This window comes from Enterobacter sp. ECC-219, assembly GCF_043966805.1.
GTDB classification, from domain to species: Bacteria; Pseudomonadota; Gammaproteobacteria; order Enterobacterales; family Enterobacteriaceae; genus Enterobacter; species Enterobacter cloacae_N.
This window is the reverse complement of sequence record NZ_CP143680.1, coordinates 3,769,673-3,794,511: the sequence shown is the minus strand read 5'-3', so window position 1 is coordinate 3,794,511 and position 24,839 is coordinate 3,769,673. Positions and strand designations below refer to the sequence as shown.

The window sequence follows — 24,839 nt, the reverse complement described above, 5'->3', positions numbered from 1 at the left end:
TGTGTCAGTACTCAGTGGTTTTTGCTAACGATTTAAAAACCTGGCTGCTCTCCGGGCTGGTGGTGCTCCGCCAGTGGATAACGCCGGGGGTGGTGGCCAGCTCAAACGGCTCGTCGGCGTGCGCGCGATTAAGAATTCGCGCCGCACGCCAGGCCATCAGGCTGAGCTGGGGTTCGGCAATGCCGAGACGATGCATCCCGGCATTCACGGCAAACAGGCGATTGCTCTGCGGACCGTCCCATTCGAGAGTGAAATCATTGTTAATGCAGAAAGCTTCGTCCGCATCCAGATGCAGCCGGTGAGACAGCGGCGCGAGGAACGCGGGCTGCACGGCGCGGTAGCCGGTGGCGAAAATCACCACGTCGCTCTCCAGCTGCTCGTGACCGCCGTCGAGGTGATGCTGAATGCTCAGGCGATGTCCGGTTTCCTGGCGCGTCAGGGCCGTCACCGAGCGGGACGGCATCAGGTGCGCCCAGGGTTTTTCGCGCAGCACTTCGAAGCGGTGGTACATGGCGCGGTAAATCGCCAGCAGTGACTCGGTGGTGATGCCGTCGGAGGTCATCTTCTGCTCGTGCAGCATCTGACGACGGGCCTCTTCGCTGAGCGTGGAGAAGCTGTCCACATACTCCGGCGTGAAATACTCGTTGGCAAAGGCGGCTTCATCCAGCGCGTTGTAGTTATTGCGGCGCGATACCCAGTTCAGGCTCAGCGGCTGGCCCCACTCCCCACGGAAGATATTCAGGAACAGGTCGGCCCCGCTCTGGCCGCCGCCGACGACGGTAACGCGCTTACCCGCGAGATCCGGCGTGCGCAGCATCATCTCGCTGGCGTGGAAGCAGGTATCGTCCTGCACCGTGACGCAGTCAGGCAGGTTAATCTGTTTGCCAATCCCCACGCAGACGTGGCGCGCGAGGAAGCGGTCGCGCTGGGTCACGACCTCAAACAGACCGCGTTGCTCATCAAAGCTCACCTGCTGAACCTGCTGGCTGAAGGCGAGGTTGGTGAGGTTATCCGCCGCCCAGCACAGGTAGTCCGCAAACTCTTCGCGGGAAACCGTGCGCTGCTCGGTGGTCAGGAAGCGGTAGAACTTTTTGCGCTGCACCAGGTAGTTCAGGAAGCTGTGGCGGTTGGTCGGCTCCACGGCGCTGACCAGATCCTTCAGGAAGCTGGTCTGCATGTGGCAGTCCGGCACCATCATGCCCGGGTGCCACGAGAAGTGCGGTTTGCGCTCAAGAAACAGCGAGCTAAAGCCATCCAGCCCTTCTGCGAGGGCGGCGACGCTGAGGTTAAACGGGCCAATACCAATGCCGATGAAATCATAGGTTTTCATTGCGCGGACTCCCGGGAGGCCAGAAAAAGAGGGTTATCAAGATCGGTGACGTAGTTCGGCAGCATGCGGCTGCCGCCGTCGTGTTCGGAGAAGGTCAGTTTGACCGGGTTGAGGATCACGCGAATAATCTGCGGCTTAAACAGGTCGAATTTCGCGAAGCGCTCCGCAAGCTCCGGGTGCGCGGCCATATAGCGGTGCAGCACCCCGGCGAGGATCTGATAGAAACGGTTTTCGCTTACGCCGCATTGCAGGGTGAGGCGTGAAATAAAGCGCAGCACCGTCACAAAGTTGCCGGTCTGCAGGTCGTGGATGATGTAATCCGCGCTCAGGCGCGCCGTCACCGCTTTTACCTGCTCCGGCAGGCTCTGTGCCTGCGGGAAATCCTCGTCCACCAGGCGCATATCGCCCTGGAAATCCTTCAGCAGGATGCGCTGCACAACGTAGTCCTTCATCACCAGCGTCACGTTCTGGCCGTGGGCGATCAGCGCCACGCCGTAACGGCAAAGCAGGTGGTAGAACGGGATCAGCGTCGCTTCGAACAGTTTTTCCAGCCACGCTTCAGCGGTTAATCCCGAGCGCTTGATCCACGCGTCGATTAGCGGACGCCCTGCGTTGTCGGTTTCCATCAGCGCCGCCATCAGCACCGCCTGTTCGCCATCCTGAAGATAACAGGACGGGTTCTCCCGCCAGATTACCCCCAGCATCTCCTGATAGCGGTATGGCGCTTTCGGCAGGGCCGCATAGCCAGGATGCGACAGATATCCGGCGGCGGGTTCGCCAAGCACCTGCGCGCCAGAGCGGGCAAGCGTGGCGTCGGCGGCGAACTGTTGCTGCAGCCAGCGCGAGGCCAGCGGCCCGGCGGCAATGTACTTGCCCGGAATGCCGCGATAGCAGGAGGTGTTGTAGATAGTCAGCGGCAGCTTGATGTCATACGGCGCGCGACGGCTGGCGTTGGTGAGCGTGCGCAGGGACTGCTGCGCCAGGTACTCATCGCCAAACTCGCCCAGCGCCACCATCTCACCGCGCGCCAGCTGCGCCAGGAAATGAATGGCAATTTTTTGCTGCCACTGCCATGGGTGCAACGGCACGGGCAGCCAGCTGTCGTTCAGATCCAGCGCCTGCCAGCGGGCGTCAAACCGGGCGCGCTCGGCATCGTCCATGGTGCTGGCCAGCAGAGTGTGGATGTCGCAATCGGCGTCACTGCTCCAGACCAGATGCTCGCGCTGGACGGCGACCCAGTGCAGGCGGAAGCGCCCGCGGTATTCCGGCGCATACTGACGCAGCGCGTCCAGACCCCAGCCGCGGCGTCCTTTGTTGAAAATAAACTTCGGGTGGCCGCTCATCAGACACTGTAATTCGTCCGGGTCGAGGTGGATCAGCGCGTCCGCGTCCAGCGCTTCACGCGCCTGCAGCAACTGCATGTCCCCGCGCAGGGTGGCGTAGAGATCTTCCATGTGCTCGGCCGTTTGCGCGTCGCTCATCTCCAGTACCGTCGCCAGCTGCAGCAGCGCGCTTTCCGCTTCCACGGCGCCGCCGCTGGCGGTGGTCAGCGTGTCCGGGTCGATATGCAGCCAGCCCCAGATCCCGCGCGTGGCGCGAAACTGCCAGGACTCGTTGCCCATGGCGATGCGCCAGCCGTCCGCCGACACCGGCTCAGCGCGCAGGGTGCGTTCGTATTCCAGCTCGGCGAGGATCTTCGCCACCATCTCGCGGTTCACTTTCTGCCAGAGCGCGTTCACAGTTCCACCTCGCTGAAGAAGCGGTGACGCTGGCTCATGATGAGGCGCGAGCGCTTGTGCGGGAAGTCGAACTCTTTCATCGTCTCAAAACCGGCGGAGGCCAGATGGCGGAACAGGCGCTGGTTGTCGAAACGCGGCTCGGCCACGATGCGCGCGGTGCGTGGCTCATCGAGATACAGATAGTGGCTCAGGCCGCGCAGCCAGCTGCGGATATACTGCGCGCCGCGCCAGTTCTCTTCGCCCACCAGCATGTGCAGCCCACGGTCAAACGGCTGCCAGCGGTAGTGGCGGCCAATCCGGTCCTCTGCCGCCCAGTAGAGTTCAAAATAGCCGAACGGCTGGTCGTCGAAGCAGCCGATAACCGGGTAGCAGTAGGTCGAGTCAAGCTGACGGCGCAGGTAGTTTTCCTGCTCGGCCTGCGGGCCCGCCATCTCCCAGAAGGCGTTCACGCGCGGGTTATTCATCCATTGCGTGAATCGTTCGCCGTCCAGCGCCACGTCGGCAACGCGGAAGCTGAGGGTGCGCTTAATCTGCGGATCGTAACGGCGATAGACCTCACCCTGCGGGCGGTGAGGGCGCAGCGGGAAGTACAGCTGACGGCTCTCATCAAACTGCATACCGCCGCTTGCCTGCGGACGCTCGCCTTTCAGCCACAGCGGCAGCTGCCAGAAGGTTTCACGCGCCAGATAATCCCCGTGGGCCTGGCGAAACAGTGCCTGCGCCTGGGGCTCATCCTGCCAGGCCGCCCACGGCAGTGTAATGCCGGTCAGGGCGGGCGCGGCAATAAATAGCTGATCGAGGGCGTCCACCAGCCAGCCGTCCGGGATCCCGGTCAGGCGCTCAAGGACCACGCTGCCGTCGAGACCCATCGTCAGCGGCAAGTTTTGTTCCGTGGCCGTGCAGCGAAAGCCGTAGCCGGAATGGACGATATTCGCGTTCGCCATCACGCCTTCTCCTTGTAAAACGGGTTGCTAAAGTCGAAATAGATCACCGCCGGGTCGACGATGGTGTTTTCGTTGCGATCGTGCAGGTAGCAGAAGAAGTTGCCTTTGCAGTTCCAGGTTGGGCTGTCGAGCACGTAGTCGAGGCAGCGGGTCTGCTTCGCCGTCGCGCGCAGTTCGGCCAGCGCGTCACGCACGCGGGACATCAGGTGCTCTTCGCTGTCGAAACCGGCGGCGGCGAGAGCGGCGGTGACGGCAAGGGTGGAGTTCAGCAGCAGGTAGTACGGGAAATAGCGCAGCAGCTGGCTCTCACCGAAGCGGTTTTCCACGTCTGTTTCGCCCGCCTCTTTCAGCCACGCGTCGGCCCCTTCGGTCCAGGCGCTGCCCTGACAGTCACGGTAAATAAGTCCGACAGGGAAATCCTGCTGCATCTCCACGAGGATATTTTGCTGGTGCGCCAGCAGCACCAGACCGTAGTCCGCCTCGGCGCTGAACAGCGGAAGCAACACGCGGTCGCAGTAGGCGTCCAGCCAGCAGCGGGCGGCCTGAGCGAGGGGTAAATCCAGACGCTGGCTCAGACGGCGCACCGCCGCGGCCAGCAGGCTGTCGCCGCCGTCCGGCGCGGCCTGGGTCAGGCTCACCAGCACGTTGGTCTGGGTTTCAGGCGTGTCAAACAGCAGGTTAACGCGCAGGGCCATCAGGCTCTCTTCCTGAATGGTGCCGCTTTCATCGCGCAGCCCCGCCCAGCCGTCTTCCTGCATCACGCGCATGGTCGGGTAGCGCGCCTGTAAATCTTGCCAGCGTTGCGTTTTCGCCAGCCGTGCCAGGCGCATGCCGCGCTTAACCTCTTTTACCGACAGCGTGCGCACGGAGTTGGTCAGGCGCACGCTGAGGGAGAACTTAATCATGTCGCTGTTGGTTTCGCTGTACAGCGAGCGCGACGAGCTGGTGGGCAGCCACTGCGCGCCCGCTTCACCCAGGTCCTGCAAGGAACCGTTTGTCGCCAGACGCTGGCACCAGTCCTGCTCCAGCAGATAGTCGGCCTGCCACGGATGCATCGGCAGCAGCCAGCGGGTATCGGTGAAGTGGCCGAGCAGCTCGGGCGCGCTCTGGGCGGCGAAGCGCAGCAGACGCTCGCGCAGGGAGACGTTCAGGCTGTCGCCGGCAACGAGCGTGCTCTCAACGGCAAACCAGCGCAGCGGGAAGCGGGAGCCGAAATCAGGCAGATACCGGCGCGCCTCGGTTTCGTTGAACGGTTCGTGGGATTTTGGCGCAGGATGAAACGCGTGGCCCACCAGCAGCGCCTGTTCCGCTTCGGCAAACGTCAGCGGCCTGTCGCGGAGCGTTCCCCAGCCGTGGCGCAGATCGATCGCCTGCCAGGTGTGCGCGTGGCTTTCGAGCGCGCGCTGTTTAAAACGCGCCAGCGTATCGGCATCCAGCGAGCCTTTTACAGAGGATTTTTCAAGAATTAAATCAACCAGTTGAGCGAAAGTGACGGCGTCACCGCTGTCGCTATCGCTCTGGATAAGTATGGCCGGAAAACGGTACTGATGATGCTGGGTTGGGGAGAAATAGCGCACCGGAACCCGAAGGGCCTGGGTGGGAGAAAGCGGAATATGAATGTGCGCCAGCTCATCCACTGCGGAAGCGGGGAGATAGCGCCAGTCCTTCGTCTCGCGCACCAGGGCGTTTAAAAAACACTGGGCTGCAACGTCTGTACCGGCAGAGCGGGGCAGAGCACGCATAGATGTACCTCATTCCATGACTGATAATAATTCTCGTTATGATATTCATTCTGTTTACAGTGGCAACTATTTTTGCAATATTTGTTTTCATAAACTTCATAATTTCCACACATTTATTGACACTATGTTCACATTCTCATGCGCGCTGACTCTGAAACGTTGACCGAAAACATCACCTCCAAAGCAAACTGGCCCCTGGCGCTATGCGCGGGCTTGCTGGGTATCGGGCAAAACGGTTTGCTGGTCATGCTTCCGCAGCTGGTGACCCTGACCGGACTTTCACTCTCTGTCTGGGCCGGGCTGTTAATGTTCGGCTCTATGCTTTTTTTACCCGCTTCCCCCTGGTGGGGACGCCAGAGCGAGCGCCGCGGTTGTAAGGTCGTGATGGTGGCCTCCCTCAGCGGCTATCTCGCCAGCTTTGGCGTCATGGCGCTGGTGGTCTGGGCGATGGCCGTCGGGTTGCTGGAAAGCCCCTGGGGGCTGGCGGGGCTGATCCTCTCGCGTCTGCTTTACGGTTTAACGGTGTCGGGGATGGTGCCTGCCGCACAGACGTGGGCCATTCAGCGTTCGGGCCTGGAGAAACGCATGGCGGCGCTGGCCACCATCAGCTCCGGCCTCAGCTGCGGTCGCCTGCTGGGACCCCCCCTGGCGGCGCTGATGCTCAGCGTTAACCCGGTGGCACAGCTCTGGCTGATGGCGATCGCGCCATTAATCGCCCTGCTGCTGGTGCTGCGCGAGGTGGCTGATCCGCCGCTGCCGCCGGTGGCTCACCAGGCGACCCGTCTGCAGATTTCCATGCTGCCGTTCCTGCTGCTGGCTATGCTGCTGGCGGCGCTGGTGAGCCTGATGCAGCTCGGCCTGTCTCCGCACCTCAGCCCCTTGCTGGACGGCAACGCGCGGGATATCAGCCATCATGTCGCGCTCCTGCTGAGCCTGGCCGCGCTGGCAACGCTCGCGGCGCAGTTTCTGGTGGTCCGCCCGCAGCATTTCAGCCCGCTGACCCTGCTTTGCATGGCGGCGGTGCTGATGGTGGCAGGGCTTGCGCTAATGTGCATCGCCGGGCTGGCGCTGTTCTACGTGGGGATTGCTATCACTTCGCTCGGCGCAGCGATGGCCACGCCTGGGTACCAGCTGCTACTGAACGATCGCCTGACGACGGGGAAAGGGGCGGGCGCTATCGCGACCAGCCACACGTTAGGCTACGGCGTCAGCGCGCTGCTGGTGCCCGTTGTGACGCGCTTTTTTGGCGAACAGTATTTAACGATGGCCGCCTGGGGAATGGCGTTGCTGTTTTTAGCGCTGAGCATCGGGGTACGGTTTATTGAACGTACCCCAGTCGAAAAGCATTAATGCACGTGGCGAGGGCCATCTGTGCCCTCATTTTGCCGCAGGCGCTGGAGCGGATCCTGCTGATAAAACTGGCAGAAACGCTGCCACAGCGCGGGGAAGCGGGGGGCGAAAAGCTCGGGTGCGCTGAAGAAGTACTCTGACAGCACCGCAAAGCACTCGGCAGGGTCGGTTGCCGCGTAGGCATCAATGCTGGCCGCGCTTTCGCCCACCAGGTCTATCTCATCCTGGATATTATCCATCGCCGCGTGCAGGTCGTGCTCCCACCCCGCGACTTCACGAAGAGGAATAAAAGGCACCCCGCTGGCGCGATCGCCGTTGCGGGTATCGAGCTTATGCGCCACCTCGTGAATAATCAGATTAAAGCCGGAGGCGTCGAACGAGTCCTGAATGTCGAGCCAGTTCAGGATAATTGGCCCTTGCTGCCAGCTCTGTCCGGACTGCACCACCCGCTGGTTGTGCACCAGCCCGATATCATCCTCCCACTCGTCATCAACGACGAACGGCGCGGGGTAGATCAGCACTTCGTGGAAACCGTCCAGCCACTCAATACCGAGCTCCAGCACCGGCAGGCAGAAAAGCAGGGCGATGCGGGCGTTTTTCAGCGGATCCAGCTCGAACCCCTGAAGTGGCACAAGGCGTTTTTGCTGCAAAAAACGATCCGCCATCTGAACCAGCTTCGACTGTTCATCCGGCTTAAGATTTGCCAGAACAGGGATCGCCAGCGCGTCATCCCACGGCAGCGCCATATCCCGGCCAGCCTCATTCGTTTTCCAGGGCCACTTAATCATCGCTTTGCTCGCAAACTCGTTACTTGAACAAAAATGGGAAAGTCAGGTTCAGTTAAGATGCCAGAAAATTGCGCACAGCTACACTTCCAGCCTGAATAAACTATCATTTCGTACGTAGCGGTGGGTAGCGCTTTGCAGGCATCACCTTCATTTTGTGACCTCCGTCGTAGCCTTAATTCGCAGGCTAAGTGGATAAGCCCGTGCGGTATTGAAAAGATGAGCGATTTCAAAGGTAACAAGCAGGCGCTGCCCAATACAAAGGAAGATGAACGGCAGGCGATTGCTGACCAGGCCGGGCGCATTCGACTCAATCTCAACGATCTCTGACCTATTACAACACCGCGCCGGTTGCGGCAGGTCAATAAGACGCTATTATTTTTGACTTTGTTGCCTCTTCCCTGACAGGACATCCAGACGCTATGCCCGTGAATTTTGACCTTAACGATCTTTATGCCTTCAGGGCGTTAGTGGAATACGGTAACTTCCGTGTCGCCGCTGAATCTATCTGCTTATCCCAGTCGGCGCTGAGCCGCAGGATCGAAAAGCTGGAAGCCGCGCTGGGAACAAAGCTGTTTGACCGAACCACCCGTCGCGTCGCCCTGACGCTATATGGGCAAAACTTTGCTGAACGCTCAGCGCAGCTGCTTGACAACGTGGAGTCAATGCTGGCGGATGTCGATAAGGCCAGTGAAGAGCGGACGGGGCTGATTACGGTCGCCGCGGTACCTTCCGCCGCCTGTTACTTTATGCCTGATGTGATCCGTCGCTTTCAGTCTCGCTTTCCACGCGTTCGCATTAAGCTCATCGACAGCAGCGCGGGGAATGTGATTGACGCCGTGGCCCGAAGCCAGGCGGATTTTGGCATCTGCTTCGCGGGAAACTTACCGTCTGAAATTGAATTTTTCCCGCTGGTGGAGGATGTCTACGTTGCGGCATGCAGAAAGGATCACCCGCTGGCGCAGAAGAGCCACCTGACGTGGGAGGCGTTTTTCCAGCAGGACTATATCTCCCTCGATAAAACGTCGGGTAACCGCAACCTGCTCGATCGGATGCTGGGGGATATCATTCCCGAGCGCCCCAGCGTCTGCGAAACGCGCCACGTCACCACGATGCTCGGCATGGTAGAGGCGGGGATCGGCATTGCCGCCGTTCCCGCCATGTCGATGCCGACGTCGGAGCACACGCCGCTGACGCATCTGCCGCTGGTGGCGCCAGAGGTGAAACGCGCCGTGGGGCTTATCCGGCGCCGGGGGCGCATTCAGTCTTATATTGCGGCTGAACTGGAAAAAGAGATCACCGAGCGGTATCGCCGGACGTAACGGGGATCATCCCCGTCTCACGGATGGCCGCCCTTGAGGGCGGTGAGGCGAGATAGCTCAGTAGCGCTTTCCCCTCCGCGGGGTGTTCAGCGTGACGGGTGACCGCGCCGGCGAAGCGCGTGATGTACTGCAGATTGTCCGGGATTTTACCGATAAAGGTGACGCCTTCAACCGGCAGCAGCTCGCTCACCTGCTGGAAACCCACGGCGTATTTTCCTTTCGCCACTTCTGAGGCGACCGGAATACGTTCGACCATTGTTGCTTTAGCCGCCGCCTCGTTTTCAATCCCCAGTTTCCTGAACAGCGTCTGGCTGACATACCTGCCGCTGGCGCTGTCTGAGTAAGCGATGGAACTGGCCTGCAGCAGAGTTTTACGCAGAGTCGCCTCGCTGCTGATATCAGGAATATCCGCACCTTTTTTCACCACCATGCCAACGGGAGAGTCCGCGAGTTCAGTTCGCGAACCTGGCCTGGTCTGGCCGGCTTTTTCGAGCTTCGCCAGCGCATCACCCACCATAATCACCACGTCGGCCTTCTCGCCGCGCGCGAGCCGGTTTGGGATCGCCTGCGGCGTATTGCCCATTGAGGGACCGGGAATAATCACAATGGTATCGCCAGTCTTGCGCTCATATTCCGGTGCGAGCTTTTCAAGGGCGGCTTTGAAACCGCCTGAAATCATCACTTTCACCTCCTGAGCGCAGGCATTCACGCTCATGAACATCAGCACCAGCGCGCTGGCGGTATAATGAGAAGTGCGCGTCATGCGGCCCCCTGCGACTTAACGGTGTTTTGCACTGAAACCGCGCGACGACGGTAGAGGTAGAGGGTGGCCAGCAGGGCACACACCGCGGCGAAGCTCATCCAGTAGCCCGGCGAGGCTTTGTCACCGGTGTATTCAATCAGCGCGGTTGACATCACCGGGGTAAAGCCGCCAAAGACCGCCGTTGCCAGGCTGTAAGCCAGAGAGAACCCTGCCACGCGGACTTCAGCAGGCATAATTTCCGTCAGCGCCGGGATCATCGCCCCGTTATACAGCCCGTAAAGGAAGGAGAGCCACAGCAGCACGCTCAGCATCATCGAGAAGCTGGGCGCGTCAGCCAGCAGCGTCAGGGCCGGATAGCTGGTGGCCAGCGCCAGCAGGGTCATGGCAATCAGCACCGGCTTACGCCCGAAGCGGTCCGACAGCGCGCCGCCCACCGGCAGCCAGATAAAGTTAGAGATCGCCACCAGCAGCGTGACCAGCAGGCTGTCAGAGGCGCTCAGCATCAGCACTTTTTTGCCGAAGGTTGGCGCGTAGACGGTGATCAGGTAGAACGCGGTGGTGGTCATCGCCACCATCAGCATGCCCGCGACCACCACCTGCCAGTTGCCAAGCAGCGTTTTAAAGACCTGACGCATCTCCAGATGATGGCGGCGCGCGCTGAACTCTTCCGTCTCCTCCAGCTTGCGGCGCAGGAAAAAGATAAACGGCACGATTAAACAGCCGAACAGGAACGGGATGCGCCAGCCCCATTCACGAATGGCGCTATCCTCCATCAGGGCGTTCAGGGCAAAGCCCATCGCCGCGGCGACCATAATGGCAACCTGCTGGCTACCGGACTGCCAGCTGGTGTAAAAACCTTTGCGGCCCGGCGTGGCGATTTCCGCGAGATAGACCGAAACACCTCCAAGCTCCGCCCCGGCGGAAAAGCCCTGCAGCAGGCGGCCCGTCAGGACAAGCAACGGTGCCCAAAGCCCGATGCTTTGATAGGACGGGATAAGCACGATCAGGAAGGTGCCTGCCGCCATAATGGAAAGCGTCATGATCAGCCCTTTGCGGCGGCCAACCTTGTCAATATAGGCCCCCAGCACGATGGCTCCGATTGGACGCATCAAAAAGCCCGCGCCGAAGACCGCGAAGGTCATCATCAGCGATGCAAATTCACTGCTCGCCGGGAAGAAGGTGTGGGCGATGTAGGTGGCGTAGAAGCCGAAAAGAAAGAAATCAAATTGCTCAAGAAAGTTGCCCGACGTCACGCGAAGTATCGCGCCCGCCTTAGAGCGTACGGTTGCAGGTGAGGTTGAGGAAAACATGGTTATCTCCAGTTTATTGTTGACGTTTTACGCGTCTGTTTCTGAAAACTGGATCAGGATGGCGAAATAGATAAGCGCAATTAACGCATTGATTGATGCGCGTTACGCATCAATAGTGAGACGATAATGATGAGCACTATAAGCAACAATAACTTAACAAAATATTGGCTTTTTATTCACCAATGTCATCTAAGCCTCTGATATTGCGATTTTGTGATGTGGCGCAGAGAGAGGCTCCTGAGAAAGGGCCGGGCAAGCGCTTCGTTACCCGGCGGGTGCAATTTAGCGCAGCGCCCTGGCAATCGCGCTAAACATCAGAGAGGCCTCCAGCGGCTGGGCGCTAAAGGACGGCTCCGCCTGTGGCCAGGTAGACCACTGAACGATGACCAGGTTTTCTTTCTGGTTCACCACGATCATCTGACCAAAAATGCCCAGCGCCCAGAGCGAACCTTTAAGCGAATCCTTCGCTGCCGGCTCAATGCCCTTGGCGTTGACGGGCACGGCGTTGTTCCACCACTGATAGCCGTACAGGCCTTCTGGATGCGCGTCTGATACCGAGCCTTTCGCCTGAGTCCAGTCTGACGACTCCTTCACCCAGCCGTCAGGCAGGATTTGTTTGCCCGAGGGGAGCATACCGTTGTTCAGGATAAATTCCCCGAAGCGACCCCAGTCCTCCAGCGTGGCGTTAAAGCCGTGCGCGCCGACGTCATGTTGACCTTTACTGTAGGCATGCCATACGCCGTCGCTCGCCATGCCGTACGGCTGCCAGATGCTTTTCTCGAGATACGCCGCGATCGTCATGCCGGTTGCTCGCTCCAGCACGTCACCCAGCAGCCAGGCTCCGCCGGAGGAGTAAGACCAGTTTTCTCCGGCCGGGTGAACCCTGCGTAATCCTTTCACCAGCTTGCGCACGCAGTCGTAGGTACCCGGCTTCGCCTCGCACTCGGTGAGCTGCGCGAAGTCGGAGTTCGGGTTGGTATAATCCTCGTTCCACGCCACCCCGGAGGTGTGGGTGATAAGCTGTTTGAGCGTCACGCCGTCCCACGCGGTGCCTTTCAGATCGGGTTCATATTTCGTGATCCTGTCGTCGAGTGAGTGAATTTTTCCCTCTTTAAGGGCTACGCCCACCAGCGCCGATACCACCGATTTGCCTACCGAACGCGAGGTCCATAGCGTGGTGTCGGTATTGCCCTGGGCGAGATATTTCCAGGCGATTTTGCCGTCTTTCAGCACCAGCATGCCGCTGACGTTCTGGCGCTTGAGATATTCCTTAAGGCCGTATCGTCTGCCGTTAACCTGATAATGGACGTCCGTTAGCGGCTTTTCCGATACCTGCAGCGGTACGGCGTTTCCGTGGCGGAAAATATCCCCGGCGTAGTTGCGATAATCATTACGAAATCCCACCACGCGATCGGCCTGACTCCAGGTCAGCATTTTATGGGTATCCGGCAACGCGGCGTCGAAGGGGGCAGGGCACACGCTGAGTTCTGTGCCTTCGCAGGCGGCCATTGCCGCAGGGGACAGCAGGCTGCTGAAGACAAGTCCCGCCAGCAGGGCATGATTTACTGTTCTGTTTTTCATATCCGTCTCGTATAGGTTAAGAACGGGTTCAGTTTAAAAAAGCAGGGGCTATAATAAAAAACGCGTAGTGGGGGAAAATCCCCCAAAAAAACAGAGGGAGCGTAGCGTGGCTGGACTGATCTATTCCTTTGCACAGCTTGAGGCATTCACCGCCGTGGCTGAAAACGGGAGCCTGAGTAAAGCGGCAGTAGTGCTGAAGAAAGACCGAACGACGCTTCGCGATCTGGTTGATTTTCTTGAGGATGGGTTAGGCTACGCGCTGTTTATTCGCGACGGGCGTACCCTGCGGCTCACGCCGGAAGGCGAGCAGCTCCAGCGTCAGGCTCATCTGCTGATGCGGCAGGTCAAAGCCTTTGAGGCCTTCGCCAGGGAGGTGCCCCACGGCGCTACGCAGGACCTGACCCTGGTCTACGATCCTTTCACGCCCAGAGTTTTTCTGCACAGGGTCATCGCTGAAATGGCGGCGCGAAAAATCCGCCTGAGCCTCATCTGCGCCTCGCGCGATGAATCTGAACGGCTGCTGGCGAACGCGCGCGCGGACCTGGCCATCTGCCAGGCGCGCAACCGCAGCGTGGGCGATAACATGGAGTGGCGGGCCCTGGGCGCAATCGATATGGATTTTTACGCCTCCAGTACCCTGTTTACGGGGACGTCATCCCCCCTTTCACTGCTTGATCTCTCCCTGGTTCCGCAGGTCGTTATGCACCCAGACTCGGACGAGCCGGTTGCGCGTCGCCTACAGATTTCAGGGCATACCCTTTTTACGAACGAGCCGGAGATGCTGCGCGGTCTGCTGGAGCGAGGATGCGGCTGGGGGTTCTTACCAACCCATTTTCATGCCGTGCGGTGGCAAAACGTAAAAAGGCTGCTCACTGAAGTGGGCAGCCAGGGGATTAGTCAGACGATGGTCACCATCTGGAAGCCAGGAAGCGACAAGCGCGCCATCATTGCTGACACGCTGTCGCTTTTGCCGGAGCTATGGAAGCACTCAGCGCTGTGAACAGCCTTTACACTGCTGGTTCTGGATCTGCTGGAAGAAATCGTTGCCTTTGTCATCCACCAGGATAAACGCCGGGAAGTTTTCGACTTCAATTTTCCAGATGGCTTCCATTCCCAGCTCAGGATAGGCCACACACTCAAGGCTCTTAATGCTGTTTTGCGCCAGCACCGCCGCCGGGCCGCCGATGCTGCCCAGGTAGAAGCCGCCGTGCTTATGGCAGGCATCCGTCACCTGCTGGCTGCGGTTGCCTTTCGCCAGCATGATCATGCTTGCTCCATGGGATTGCAGCAGGTCGACATACGAGTCCATGCGTCCCGCAGTGGTCGGGCCGAGTGAGCCAGAGGCGTAGCCTTCCGGGGTCTTGGCTGGCCCCGCGTAGTAAATCGGATGATCTTTAACGTACTGCGGCAGTTCTTCACCGTTGTCGAGCAGCTCTTTCAGCTTCGCATGGGCGATATCGCGCGCCACGATGATGGTGCCGTTCAACGACAGGCGGGTAGAGACCGGGTGCGCGGAGAGTTGCGCCAGGATCTCGTTCATCGGCTTGTTCAGGTTAATGTTGACCACGTCGCCTTCACCCTGCTGGCGCAGTGATTCAGGAATATACTGGCCCGGGTTGTGCTCCAGCTTCTCAATCCAGATCCCATCGCGGTTGATTTTTGCCTTGATGTTGCGGTCTGCGGAGCAGGAGACGCCCATGCCTATCGGGCAGGAGGCGCCGTGGCGCGGCAGGCGGATCACGCGGATGTCGTGGGCGAAGTATTTCCCGCCGAACTGCGCGCCGAGGCCGAGGTTCTGCGCTTCCTGGAGCAGTTCCTGTTCCAGCTGAACGTCGCGGAACGCCTGGCCGTGCTCGTTGCCTTCGGTTGGCAGCGCGTCGTAGTAGCGGGTCGAGGCCAGTTTAACGGTTTTCAGCGTGGCTTCCGCTGAGGTTCCGCCAATCACAAACGCGATATGGTACGGCGGACAGGCCGCGGTACCCAGGGTGCGCATTTTCTCAACCAGATAGTTTTTCAGCTTCGCCGGGGTGATTAGCGCTTTGGTTTCCTGATAGAGGTAGGTTTTGTTGGCGGAACCGCCGCCTTTTGCCATGCACAGGAATTTGTACTCATCGCCGTCCACGCTGTAGAGATCAATCTGCGCGGGCAGGTTGGTGCCGGTATTAACCTCTTTATACATGTCCAGCGCCGCATTCTGCGAGTAGCGCAGGTTATCTTCAATGTAGGTGTTGTACACGCCCTGGCTCAGGGCCGCTTCGTCACCGCCGCCGGTCCAGACGCGCTGGCCTTTTTTACCCATGATGATCGCGGTGCCGGTGTCCTGACAGGTTGGCAGCACGCCTTTGGCGGCAATTTCAGAGTTACGCAGAAACTGCAGGGCAACGTATTTGTCGTTCTGGCTGGCTTCCGGGTCGTTGAGAATGGCGGCAACCTGCTTCTGATGGGAAGGACGCAGCATAAATGCGGCATCGTGGAAGGCCTGCTGCGCCAGCAGGGTCAGGGCTTCCGGCTCCACCTTCAGGACTTCCTGGCCGTCGAACTCGGCTACGGAGACGTGCTCTTTGGTCAGCAGGTAGTATTCGGTGTCGTCATGGGAAAGAGGGAAGGGGTTCTGATAAAAAAACGGTTTATTCGACATAGTATTGCTCCACAAAAATAAAACCGCCGGAGGAGAAGTCCGGCGGTCAGGAATCAGAACATCATGGACATCCACGGATAACCAATCAGCAGCAGAGCCGCCAGGAAGATGGCACCGAAGATGGTGCCGAGGCGCCAGTAGTCTTTGGTTGGCAGGTAGCCGCTGCCGTAGTAGATCGGGCTTGGGCCAGTACCGTACGGGGTGATGATCCCCATCACGCCCAGAGAGGTCACCATCAGCAGGACGAACACTTCCATATTCATGCCCGGAATGGTGGAGGCGATGGTCAGCATCGCTGGCAGCAGCGCGGTAGTGTGCGCGGTGGTGCTGGCAAACAGGTAGTGCAGCAGGTAGAACGCCAGCAGCAGGACGATGGTCGCCACGCCTGGAGAGATACCGCTCATCAGCAGGCCACCTTCTTTACCCAGCCAGCTGATAAAGCCGGTAGAGGAGAGGCCATCCGCCAGCGCAACCAGGGTGGCGAACCAGACGAAGGTATTCCACGCGGCCTTGTTACCGGTGATATCGTTCCACTCCAGCACGCCGGTCCACAGCATCAGCCCGACGATGAGCAGGGCCGCCATCGCAGGCTCAATCCACGCGGCGGCGAAGATCCACATCAGCAGCGCGCAGCACACGAACACCAGCAGCAGAATTTCATTGCGGGACAGTTTGCCGAGTTTTTCCAGCTCACGGGTCGCCCACAGCGGCACTTCATTGTTCACTTTAACTTCTGGTGGGTAGAACCAGTAGGCCAGCAGCGGCATGGTCAGAATCAGCAGGATACCCAGCGGCAGGAAGGCGAGGAACCAGGTGCCCCAGGAGATATCAATCCCAACGGTGCTTTTCACCAGCGCCAGCGCAAGCAGGTTCGGCGCAAGGGCGGAGAGGAACATTGAGCTGGTGATACAGGCCGCGGTGATCGCCACCCACATCAGGTACGAACCAATCTTACGCGCGCTTGGGTCATTAGGTTTTGAACCGTACAGCGGCGGCAGGTTAGCAATGATTGGGTAGATGGTCCCGCCGCTGCGCGCGGTGTTGGACGGGGTGAACGGTGCCAGCAGCAGGTCCGCAAACGTAATGGCGTAACCGAGCGTCAGGCTGCGACGGCCAAGATACTTCACCAGAATCAGCGCCAGACGGCGGCCGAAGCGGGTTTTGTCATAGCCCGCGGCGAACATGAAGGCACCGAAGATCAGCCAGACTGTAGAGTTACCAAACCCGCTCACCGCCCACTTAAAGGAGGCGCCCGCCAGCTTGAATTTCGGGTCGGCCAGCTGTTCAGGGCTGAACAGCACCCACTGGCTGCACAGGGCAATGGCAACCACGCCGGTCAGGCCAATCACCGCGCCCGGCAGCGGTTCGAAGATTAAGCCGACGATTACGCCGACAAAGATAGCGAAGTAGTGCCATGCGTAAGGCGGCAAGCCTTCTGGTACGGGCACAAACAGCAGCAGTACGGCGACGATGACGGGCAATGCCATCATCAGCAATCGTTTTGCGTTTCCATTTGATGCCTGGTTCGCCACTGGGGGCGTTACAGCAGTTTTTGTATTCATAGTTTCACGTCTTAAGTTGTCAAAAATTCGGTTGCACTGAAAAAACAGAATCGCTTTCTTAAGTTTCTTTGCTTTTTTTAGTTATTAAAGGTGCTGTTTTGTATTTTCAGTAATAGCGATTTAACGCTTTTTTATGTGCGCTAAATTAAAAATTGATGATGTTTTTATATTGCGCTTTTGAATGCCATAACTATTGATCGCGATCAAAAAAACAGAATTGCAGCGTTATTTTTATGCTTTTATTAATAACCACTCTGGCGTATGTGGTTATTATCTGTTTTTCGGGTTTATTTTATCATTTTTGTAACAATATGAATTTTTAATTCGATATAACTTGTTGATTTACATGGGAATATTTGGTTTTTGGTGAAGTGGTTTTACCATTTTTTATTTAACGAGTTTTAAATTATTGTGAATGGCTGAATTACAATCGCTAACACCAATGTATTATTAGTGTTATTGCAGGGATTAAATAGTTTTTTAACTAACGTAATAACTTTAGAAACTAAAAAAATCATTATATTAATATCATGACATCGGCAAATAACTACGAAACAAAAAATCAATCCGATAACGAATTCTCAATTTTTAAAAGTTTGGAGTTTCTATTATGAGCACTAACGAACGCATTCTTAGCCCCTTCACATTACCGAATGGCACTGAACTGAAAAACCGTTTGTTAATGGCCCCGATGACAACCTGTACCGGCTACTATGACGGCACCGTTACCAGCGAGTTGGTGGAGTACTACCGGGCCCGTTCCGGCAGCATTGGTACCATCATTGTGGAGTGCTGCTTTGTCGACGATCTCGGTCTCGCCTTCCCGGGGGCGATTGGGATTGATAACGACGAGAAAATCGCCGGGCTGGCTAAAATCGCCGAGGCAATAAAATCCAAAGGCTCTAAGGCACTGCTGCAGATCTACCACGGCGGCCGCATGGTCGACCCGAAACTGATCGGTGGCCGTACCCCGGTGGGCCCAAGCGCCGTGGCCGCGCCGCGTGACGGCGCCGCGACGCCGGTTGCCCTGACCGCAGAAGAAGTGGAAGGCATGATCGGCAAGTTTGGTGAAGCCGTGCGCCGCGCCATCCAGGCAGGTTTCGACGGCGTGGAAATCCACGGGGCGAACACCTACCTGATTCAGCAGTTCTACTCCCCAAATTCAAACCAGCGTGACGACGAGTGGGGCGGCAGCCGCGATAACCGCGCGAAGTTCCCGCTGGCGGTGCTGGACATCACCCACAAAATGGTGCGCCAGTACGCCGATGATGCCTTCATCATTGGTTACCGCTTCTCCCCTGAAGAGCTTGAGGTTCCGGGCATCCGCTTTGAAGACACCATGTACCTGCTGGAGAAACTGGCCGCGCGCGGCGTGGACTATCTCCACTTCTCCGTAGGCGCCACCCTGCGTCCGTCCATTGTTGACACCCAGGACCCGACGCCGCTTATCGAAAAATACTGCGCAATGCGTTCTGACACGCTGGCGCAGGTTCCGGTGATGGGCGTTGGCGGCGTGGTGAATGCGTCAGACGTGAATGAAGCGCTGGACCACGGCTACGATCTGATTGCCGTAGGCCGCGCCACTATCGCTTACCCGGACTGGACCGACCGCATCGCGGCGGGTGAAAGCCTTGAGCTGTTTATGGACAGCACCAGACGCGAGGAACTAAGCATCCCTGAGCCGCTGTGGCGCTTCTCGCTGGTGGAAGCGATGATCCGCGACATGAGCATGGGCGAGTCCAAATTCAAACCTGGCACCTTTGTTGAGAAAGTGCAGGACGACGCTAACGAACTGGTGATTAACGTCAGCCTGGAAACCGACCGCATTGCGGACATCGAACTTGCCTCCGGCCCGAGTGAAGACGTTGAGTTTGTCACCAGCTTTGAAGAGATCCGCACCCGCATTCTGGATGCCAATACTCCGCACGTGGATGCCATTACCGGCGCAACCAGCCAGAGCGAGGCGGTGAAAAAAGCGGTCTCTAAAGCGATGCTGAAATCCAGCAAGGCGCTGGCGGCGGAAGAGGGCGTTGACCCGAACGAAACCCGCAGCGTGGACGTGGTGGTTGTCGGCAGCGGCGGCGCCGGTCTGGCGGCGGCCATTCAGGCTCATGACGAAGGCGCAAGCGTGCTGATCGTCGAGAAAATGCCGACCATCGGCGGGAACACCATTAAAGCCTCTGCCGGTATGAACGCCGCAGAAACCCGCTTCCAGCGCGTGAAGGGGATTCAGGACAGCAAAGAGCTGTTCTACCAGGAAAGCCTGAAAGGCGGCGGAAACAAGAACAACCCGGAACTGCTGCGTCGCTTTGTGGAGAACGCGCCGGAAGCAATTGAGTGGCTGGCAACGCGCGGCATCATGCTGAACGACATCACCACCACCGGCGGGATGAGCATCGACCGTACTCACCGTCCAAAAGACGGTTCTGCGGTGGGCGGCTACCTGATCAGCGGCCTGGTGCGTAACGTCAATAAACGCAACATCGAGGTGATGCTGGATACCTCCGTCAGCGACATCATCTTCGAGAACGGCGAAGTGACCGGCGTACGTCTGACCACCGAAGAGAACGAAACCGTCACCGTGGCAGCCAAAAGCGTGATCGTGGCGACAGGTGGTTTCAGCGCCAACAGCCAGATGGTGGTGAAATACCGCCCGGATCTGGAAGGGTTCGTCACCACTAACCACAAAGGGGCGACCGGCGGCGGTATCGCGCTGCTGGAGCGTATCGGTGCAGGCACGGTTGATATGGGCGAAATTCAGATCCACCCAACCGTGGAGCAGAAAACCTCGTACCTGATTTCTGAATCCATCCGCGGCGGCGGGGCGATTTTGGTCAATCAGAAAGGTGAGCGCTTCTACAACGAAATGTCGACCCGCGATAAAGTCTCGGCGTCAATCATCGCGCTGCCGGAGAAATACGCATACATCGTCTTTGATGAGCACGTCCGTGCCAAAAACAAAGCCGCAGATGAGTATATCGCGAAAGGTTTCGTGACCAGCGCCAGCTCGCCAAAAGCCCTGGCTGAAGCGCTGGGTATGGATCACCACGCTTTCCTGGCGACCCTGGAACGTTACAACGGTTTCGTTGAAAAACAGCACGACGATGATTTTGGCCGCACCACCGCGCTGCGTGCGCCCATCAACGAAGGGCCGTTCTACGCCATTCAGATTGCACCGGGCGTGCACCACACCATGGGCGGCGTGACCATCAACACCGAAACCTGCGTGCTGGACAGCAACCACAACGTGCTGCCGGGGGCATTCGCTGCGGGTGAAGTGGTTGGCGGGATCCACGGCGCTAACCGTATCGGCGGTAACGCGGTGGCGGATATCATTATTTTTGGTACCCTTGCAGGACATCAGGCGGCGATGCGCTCAAAAAGAACGTAAGGCACCTGTTTCCCCGGCGGCGCAGTGCCTGCCGGGGCTACATCTGAGGACTCATGCTATGCCTGATAGCCATCGCGTTTACAGCTACTCCGCCGTTCTGATGGGCTCGCCCATTCTCCTGAAACTCTTCTCCCATGACGAAGCCCTCGCGTCCCGCGTTTTCCGCCTGATCAAACAGTACGAAGATCTCCTGACCGTTAACCGCGCGCATTCGCAGGTAATGGACATCAACCATGCGGCGGGTCAGCATCCGGTTACCGTCAGCCGTCCGGTGTTTGAGCTGATCCGCTGTGCGAAAGCGGCAAGCCTGCTTAAAAACAGCGCCTTTAACCTGGCGATCGGTCCGCTGGTGAAGCGCTGGAAGATTGGCTTTCAGGGCGACAGCGTTCCGCCTGACGATGAAATTGCCTCGCTGCTGGCAATTACCCGGCCTGAGGATGTCATCCTTGATGAGGCGCAGACCAGCGTGTTTCTGACCAGAGCGGGGATGGAGATCGATCTGGGGGCTATCGCCAAAGGCTATATTGCCGACCGGGTTCGGGACTACCTGCGCAAAGAGGGGGCTGAGCTGGGGCTGATCAACCTTGGCGGAAATATCCAGACGTTAGGCTCGCCGGAAGGCGGCTGGAGCGTGGGGCTGAAAAAGCCGTTCGCCGGTGATGCGCTGATCGGCGCGATGACGGTGGAGAACCTCTCTGTGGTGACGTCGGGAACGTACGAGCGCTACTTTGAGCAGAACGGCAAGCGCTATCACCATATTCTCGACCCGCGTACCGGATACCCGCTCGACAACGAGCTGGACAGCGTCACCATCATTTCCAGAGACTCTATTGATGGCGATATCTGGACCACGCTGATGTACGGCATGGGGGTAGAGAAAGGCTGCGCTGCCCTGCGCGCGCGTCCGGATATAGAAGCTATCTTTGTGACCAGGACAAAAGAAGTGGTGATCTCCTCGATGCACCACTTCCGTTTTACCCTTCTGGACGAGAGCTACCGCGTTACTGGCAGTACTGTTTGAGCAGCCCGATCTGCTCAGGCTGTAAGCGGTAGCGATACACCGGGCGGCCGGTGGCACCGTAATGAATGCTGGTGAAAAGAATGTTGATTTGCGCCAGCCAGATCAGGTATTTGCGGCAGGAGACGCGTGAAATATTTACCGCGTTAGCCAGATCGTCGGTGGAAAATTCCGTCTCCGGGTGGCCGTCAATCCACTGGCAAATGGTGCGCAGCGTTTGCGGCGTTAACCCTTTCGGCAATTTCTTACTGTCCGCCAGCTCCGGCGCCCCGCCGTGGATCAGCCGGTCGACGTCCGCCTGCTCGTAATACTGGTGCGATCCCATCAGACTGTGCTTTGCCTTCCAGCCGTTCAGCGCCTCTTCAAAGCGCGGGAACTGGAACGGTTTGATCAGATAATCCACCACGCCGTAGTGGATGGAAGTCTGGATCGTGGCGGCATCGGCAGCGGACGAGATCATAATCACATCAATCGGACGGCCTGACGCGCGAATATCGGGCAGCAGATCCAGCCCGTTATCCTGCTGCATATAGACGTCCAGCAGCACCAGGTCGACAGGCTGGCTGGGGTTATTGATAATGGCTCTGGCCTGGTTGAGCGTGGAGGCGACGCCGCAGCAGCTAAAGCCTTCAACACGGTTGACGTACAGACGGTTGAGGTCGGCCACCATGGCGTCATCATCGACAATTAATACATTTATCACGCGATATTCCTCTCGCTATCCCAGGGGATGTGAACAAAAAATTGGGTAAATACGCCAGGCTCAGACTCGACGGTAATATCGCCGCCCAGGTTCTGGATCTGCTGGCGAGCAAGGAACAGCCCAACGCCGCGGTTTTCACCTTTTGTTGAGAACCCCTTAGTAAAAATAGCCTCCAGCTGGGTGGGATCAATGCCGGGGCCATCGTCGCTGACTTCGCAACTGAGCCAGCCATTCTGATAATGTAGCAGCAGGCCAATCTCGCCTTCCTGCTGTCCTGCCATCGCGTCGAGCGCGTTTTCGATTAAGTTACCCAGCGCGGTGATCAGCACCGCGACCTGCTCTTCGCTGGCGGTATCCGGTATCAGGCATTCATCCGCCAGCGTCAGGGTGACGCCCGCTTCCTTCGCCCGGTTGATTTTACCCAGCAGGAACCCGGCAACGACCGGGGATTTTACCTTGCTCTGGATCGTACCGATATCCGTCTGGTAATTGTGCGCCGTCTGGATGATGTACTCCTCCAGCTTGTCGTAGCGCTTCATGTGCAGCAGGCCCAGGATCACATGCAGTTTGTTCATAAACTCGTGCGTGTGGCTGCGCAGGGCATCGACGTAGTTGACCATGCCGTCAATACGCTGCATCAGCTGGCTGATTTCCGTTTTATCGCGGAAGGTGGCTATCGCGCCGATGACCCGCTCCTGGCTTTTGACGGGCACCATATTGCACAGCAGCAGCCGGCCGTTACAGCTGATCTCCCGATCCTGACGCGCGACGCCCGTCTTTGAAATCTCCCGCAGGCTGGCCAGCAGGGGAGCGCTGGCGTTTTCCGACTGCTTGCCGGAGGGCAGGAGTAAAATCTCTCTGGCGGTGTGGTTAATCATCGTCACGCGGCCGTGAATGTCGACGGCCAGTACCCCTTCGCGAAGCGACTGCAGCATCGCCTGTCGCTGTTCGAACAGGGCGGATATCTCATAGGGTTCGAGCCCGAACAGAATGCGCTTCAGCACCCGCACCAGACCCCAAATCGCCATTGAACTCATAAAGATGCTGAACAAAATCGTCCAGAGCGCGTTAAGCCGCCCGCGGGCTATCTGATCTTCCACCTTTTTGAGGGAAATACCGACCACCACGACCCCGATCTGATCGTGCTGGCTGTCATAGACCGGCGTGAAAACGCGAAGCGCTTCGGCGAGGGCGCCGCGGTTTACCGAGACATTCTCTTTGCCTTCCAGCGCGGGTTCGAGATCGTTGCCAATAAAATGCAGGCCGATGAGCGCCTCGTTCGGGTGCGAGTAGCGAATCCCCCGCATGTCGGTCACCACGGTAAGCAGCAGATCGTTGCGTTGGGTAACGGCTTTGGCGATGGGCTGAATAATGTCGGACTGCGGCGACTGCATCAGGCCGCGCTGGATCTCCGGGCTGTCGGCCAGCGTGCGGGCGATACCCAACGCGGTATCTTTTACATCATCGCGGGTCGCCCGGGTGATTTGCACGGAATAGAGCGCAAAAACCACCAGCAGCACTGAGGCGATAATCGCGGACACCATCAACGTGACCAGCGTGTACAGTTTCATGGGGCGCTTGCGCGTCAGAGGGAAAGGCTGCAGATCGCTCATCAACACTCCGCGATGATTAAGAAAGGGGGTGATTATCGCTGATGATGGGCTTTTCTTAAAGCCATGTAAAAGCGTCGATTTGCTCTTCTTTTCGTGACCCCACTCGCAGGTCATCTATATAAAACACTTTATAGTGTGTGGGTACTCATAATAAGGAGGCTGTTTATGAGCATTACGCTTACCGGTTCGGTCAAGGAAAGACGGCACGCCAGCACGATGAATATAGATAGATTGTCCACGCTGGACATGCTGAAGGTTATCCACGAGGAAGATGCACGCATTTCTGCTGCTATAACCCCCTGCTTAACGACAATCGCCCGCGTGGTGGATAACGCCGCCGCGGCGCTCAACCACGGTGGCCGTCTGGTCATCGTCGGGGCAGGACAGTCGGGCTGCGCCGCACGGCAGGCTGCGGATGATTATGCGCCGGGGAAAAACCCTGTAATTGCCGTGACGGCAGAAGAGGGAGAAGGGAGCTACGAGCGCGGGGTCGCTGACCTGCAGGCCATCAAATTTGGTGAACACGATATGATGCTGGCGGTGACCGTCAGCGGAAAAACGCCGTGGGTCTGGGGAGCGATGCGGCATGCCTGGTCGCTGGGAGCGCCTGTTGCGGTCATCACCGGTGATGCACAAAGTGAAGCGGCGCAGCTGGCAAGCATGGTAATTGCCCCTGAACTGGGGGCTGATGTGGTTGCCGGGTATCTCAATACCAGGGCGGGGATCGCGCAAAAAATGATCCTCTCGATGATTACCACCGGGCTGGCCGTTCGCACCGGGCGCGTTTACAGCAACCTGCGCGTGGATCTTGAGGCAAGCAGTACCAAATGGGCTGAACGGCAAATCGCCATCGTGATGGAGGCGGGGGGATGCAGCCGGGCGCAGGCAAAGGCCGCGCTGGAGAGCTGTAACCATCACTGTAAAACGGCGGTGCTGATGGTGCTGACCGGTCTGGATGCGTGGAAAGCCCATGAGCTGCTGGCGCAGAATAACGGGTTTATCCGCGTGGCGTTGCAGGAAGCGCCGTGAAACTTTGCCTCTGAAATAA

General features: G+C 58.4%; 18 protein-coding genes. 6 read left to right on the top strand and 12 right to left on the bottom strand.

The annotated features are described in order from the left end of the window. Positions 1-4: 4 nt before the first annotated feature. Genes V1603_RS18070 through V1603_RS18055 form a run of 4 tightly spaced genes read right to left on the bottom strand, consistent with a single transcriptional unit; the run spans position 5 to position 5,755 of the window. Positions 5-1,330 carry a lysine N(6)-hydroxylase/L-ornithine N(5)-oxygenase family protein gene (locus V1603_RS18070; RefSeq protein ID WP_163329816.1) on the bottom strand — a complete coding sequence of 442 codons (1,326 nt, stop codon included), beginning with the start codon at positions 1,328-1,330 and terminating at the stop codon, positions 5-7. Beyond that, positions 1,327-3,069 carry an aerobactin synthase IucC gene (gene iucC / locus V1603_RS18065; RefSeq protein WP_316379456.1) on the bottom strand — a complete coding sequence of 581 codons (1,743 nt, stop codon included), beginning with the start codon at positions 3,067-3,069 and terminating at the stop codon, positions 1,327-1,329. The genes V1603_RS18070 and iucC overlap by 4 nt, the downstream gene beginning before the upstream one ends. Further along, positions 3,066-4,013, bottom strand: a complete 948-nt coding sequence (locus tag V1603_RS18060) for a GNAT family N-acetyltransferase (protein ID WP_395313047.1) — start codon at positions 4,011-4,013, stop codon at positions 3,066-3,068. Before V1603_RS18060 ends, iucC begins: the two co-directional genes overlap by 4 nt. Then, positions 4,013-5,755, bottom strand: a complete 1,743-nt coding sequence (locus tag V1603_RS18055) for an IucA/IucC family protein (RefSeq protein ID WP_395313046.1) — start codon at positions 5,753-5,755, stop codon at positions 4,013-4,015. Before V1603_RS18055 ends, V1603_RS18060 begins: the two co-directional genes overlap by 1 nt. A 138-nt stretch (positions 5,756-5,893) precedes the next feature. Here V1603_RS18055 and V1603_RS18050 point away from each other — a divergent pair, with 138 nt between their 5' ends. Then, positions 5,894-7,105: an MFS transporter gene (locus V1603_RS18050; RefSeq protein ID WP_395313045.1), complete on the top strand. Its 1,212-nt coding sequence runs from the start codon at positions 5,894-5,896 to the stop codon at positions 7,103-7,105. Here the strand turns inward: V1603_RS18050 and mtfA are convergent. Next, on the bottom strand, positions 7,102-7,893 hold the full coding sequence (gene mtfA, locus V1603_RS18045) for a DgsA anti-repressor MtfA (protein ID WP_163329820.1): 792 nt from the start codon (positions 7,891-7,893) through the stop codon (positions 7,102-7,104). The genes V1603_RS18050 and mtfA overlap by 4 nt on opposite strands. A 419-nt stretch (positions 7,894-8,312) precedes the next feature. On the opposite strand from mtfA, the gene V1603_RS18040 reads away from it, so the two are divergent. Further along, positions 8,313-9,212, top strand: coding sequence for a LysR family transcriptional regulator (locus V1603_RS18040; RefSeq protein WP_316379458.1), 900 nt, complete (start codon positions 8,313-8,315; stop codon positions 9,210-9,212). Here V1603_RS18040 and V1603_RS18035 read toward each other — a convergent pair. The 3 genes from V1603_RS18035 to V1603_RS18025 form a co-directional block, all read right to left on the bottom strand. Next, the gene (locus V1603_RS18035; protein ID WP_395313044.1) at positions 9,187-9,975 is read right to left on the bottom strand and encodes a substrate-binding domain-containing protein; all 789 of its coding nucleotides are present in this window, start codon (positions 9,973-9,975) and stop codon (positions 9,187-9,189) included. The two genes, V1603_RS18040 and V1603_RS18035, sit on opposite strands and share 26 nt — an antisense overlap. After that, entirely contained in the window at positions 9,972-11,285 is a 1,314-nt protein-coding gene (locus tag V1603_RS18030; protein ID WP_395313043.1) for an MFS transporter, read from the bottom strand. The genes V1603_RS18035 and V1603_RS18030 overlap by 4 nt, the downstream gene beginning before the upstream one ends. A gap of 282 nt (positions 11,286-11,567) precedes the next feature. Next, positions 11,568-12,866, bottom strand: a complete 1,299-nt coding sequence (locus V1603_RS18025) for a serine hydrolase domain-containing protein (RefSeq protein ID WP_395313042.1) — start codon at positions 12,864-12,866, stop codon at positions 11,568-11,570. Positions 12,867-12,972: 106 nt separating this feature from the next. Here V1603_RS18025 and V1603_RS18020 point away from each other — a divergent pair, with 106 nt between their 5' ends. Further along, a complete protein-coding gene (locus V1603_RS18020) occupies positions 12,973-13,866 on the top strand; it encodes a LysR family transcriptional regulator (protein WP_192984806.1) in 894 nt (297 codons plus the stop codon). Here V1603_RS18020 and fumA read toward each other — a convergent pair. Both fumA and V1603_RS18010 read right to left on the bottom strand, forming a co-directional pair. Continuing rightward, the gene (fumA, locus tag V1603_RS18015; RefSeq protein ID WP_116338937.1) at positions 13,855-15,504 is read right to left on the bottom strand and encodes a class I fumarate hydratase FumA; all 1,650 of its coding nucleotides are present in this window, start codon (positions 15,502-15,504) and stop codon (positions 13,855-13,857) included. The genes V1603_RS18020 and fumA overlap by 12 nt on opposite strands. Before the next feature lie 53 nt (positions 15,505-15,557). Next, positions 15,558-17,066, bottom strand: a complete 1,509-nt coding sequence (locus V1603_RS18010; protein ID WP_023325580.1) for an anion permease — start codon at positions 17,064-17,066, stop codon at positions 15,558-15,560. A 610-nt stretch (positions 17,067-17,676) separates the two neighbouring features. On the opposite strand from V1603_RS18010, the gene V1603_RS18005 reads away from it, so the two are divergent. Both V1603_RS18005 and V1603_RS18000 read left to right on the top strand, forming a co-directional pair. Beyond that, complete coding sequence (locus V1603_RS18005; protein WP_163329823.1) at positions 17,677-20,457, top strand: flavocytochrome c; 2,781 nt, start codon at positions 17,677-17,679, stop codon at positions 20,455-20,457. 58 nt (positions 20,458-20,515) lie between these two features. Further along, positions 20,516-21,478 (top strand): FAD:protein FMN transferase, encoded by a 963-nt coding sequence (locus V1603_RS18000; RefSeq protein WP_302217909.1) that lies wholly within the window; start codon positions 20,516-20,518, stop codon positions 21,476-21,478. Here V1603_RS18000 and dcuR read toward each other — a convergent pair. Both dcuR and V1603_RS17990 read right to left on the bottom strand, forming a co-directional pair. Then, positions 21,459-22,178 carry a two-component system response regulator DcuR gene (dcuR, locus tag V1603_RS17995; protein WP_116338943.1) on the bottom strand — a complete coding sequence of 240 codons (720 nt, stop codon included), beginning with the start codon at positions 22,176-22,178 and terminating at the stop codon, positions 21,459-21,461. The two genes, V1603_RS18000 and dcuR, sit on opposite strands and share 20 nt — an antisense overlap. After that, positions 22,175-23,791 carry a sensor histidine kinase gene (locus V1603_RS17990; protein WP_116338944.1) on the bottom strand — a complete coding sequence of 539 codons (1,617 nt, stop codon included), beginning with the start codon at positions 23,789-23,791 and terminating at the stop codon, positions 22,175-22,177. Before V1603_RS17990 ends, dcuR begins: the two co-directional genes overlap by 4 nt. A gap of 165 nt (positions 23,792-23,956) precedes the next feature. On the opposite strand from V1603_RS17990, the gene V1603_RS17985 reads away from it, so the two are divergent. Further along, positions 23,957-24,820 (top strand): N-acetylmuramic acid 6-phosphate etherase, encoded by an 864-nt coding sequence (locus tag V1603_RS17985; protein WP_395313041.1) that lies wholly within the window; start codon positions 23,957-23,959, stop codon positions 24,818-24,820. Positions 24,821-24,839 lie beyond the last annotated feature (19 nt).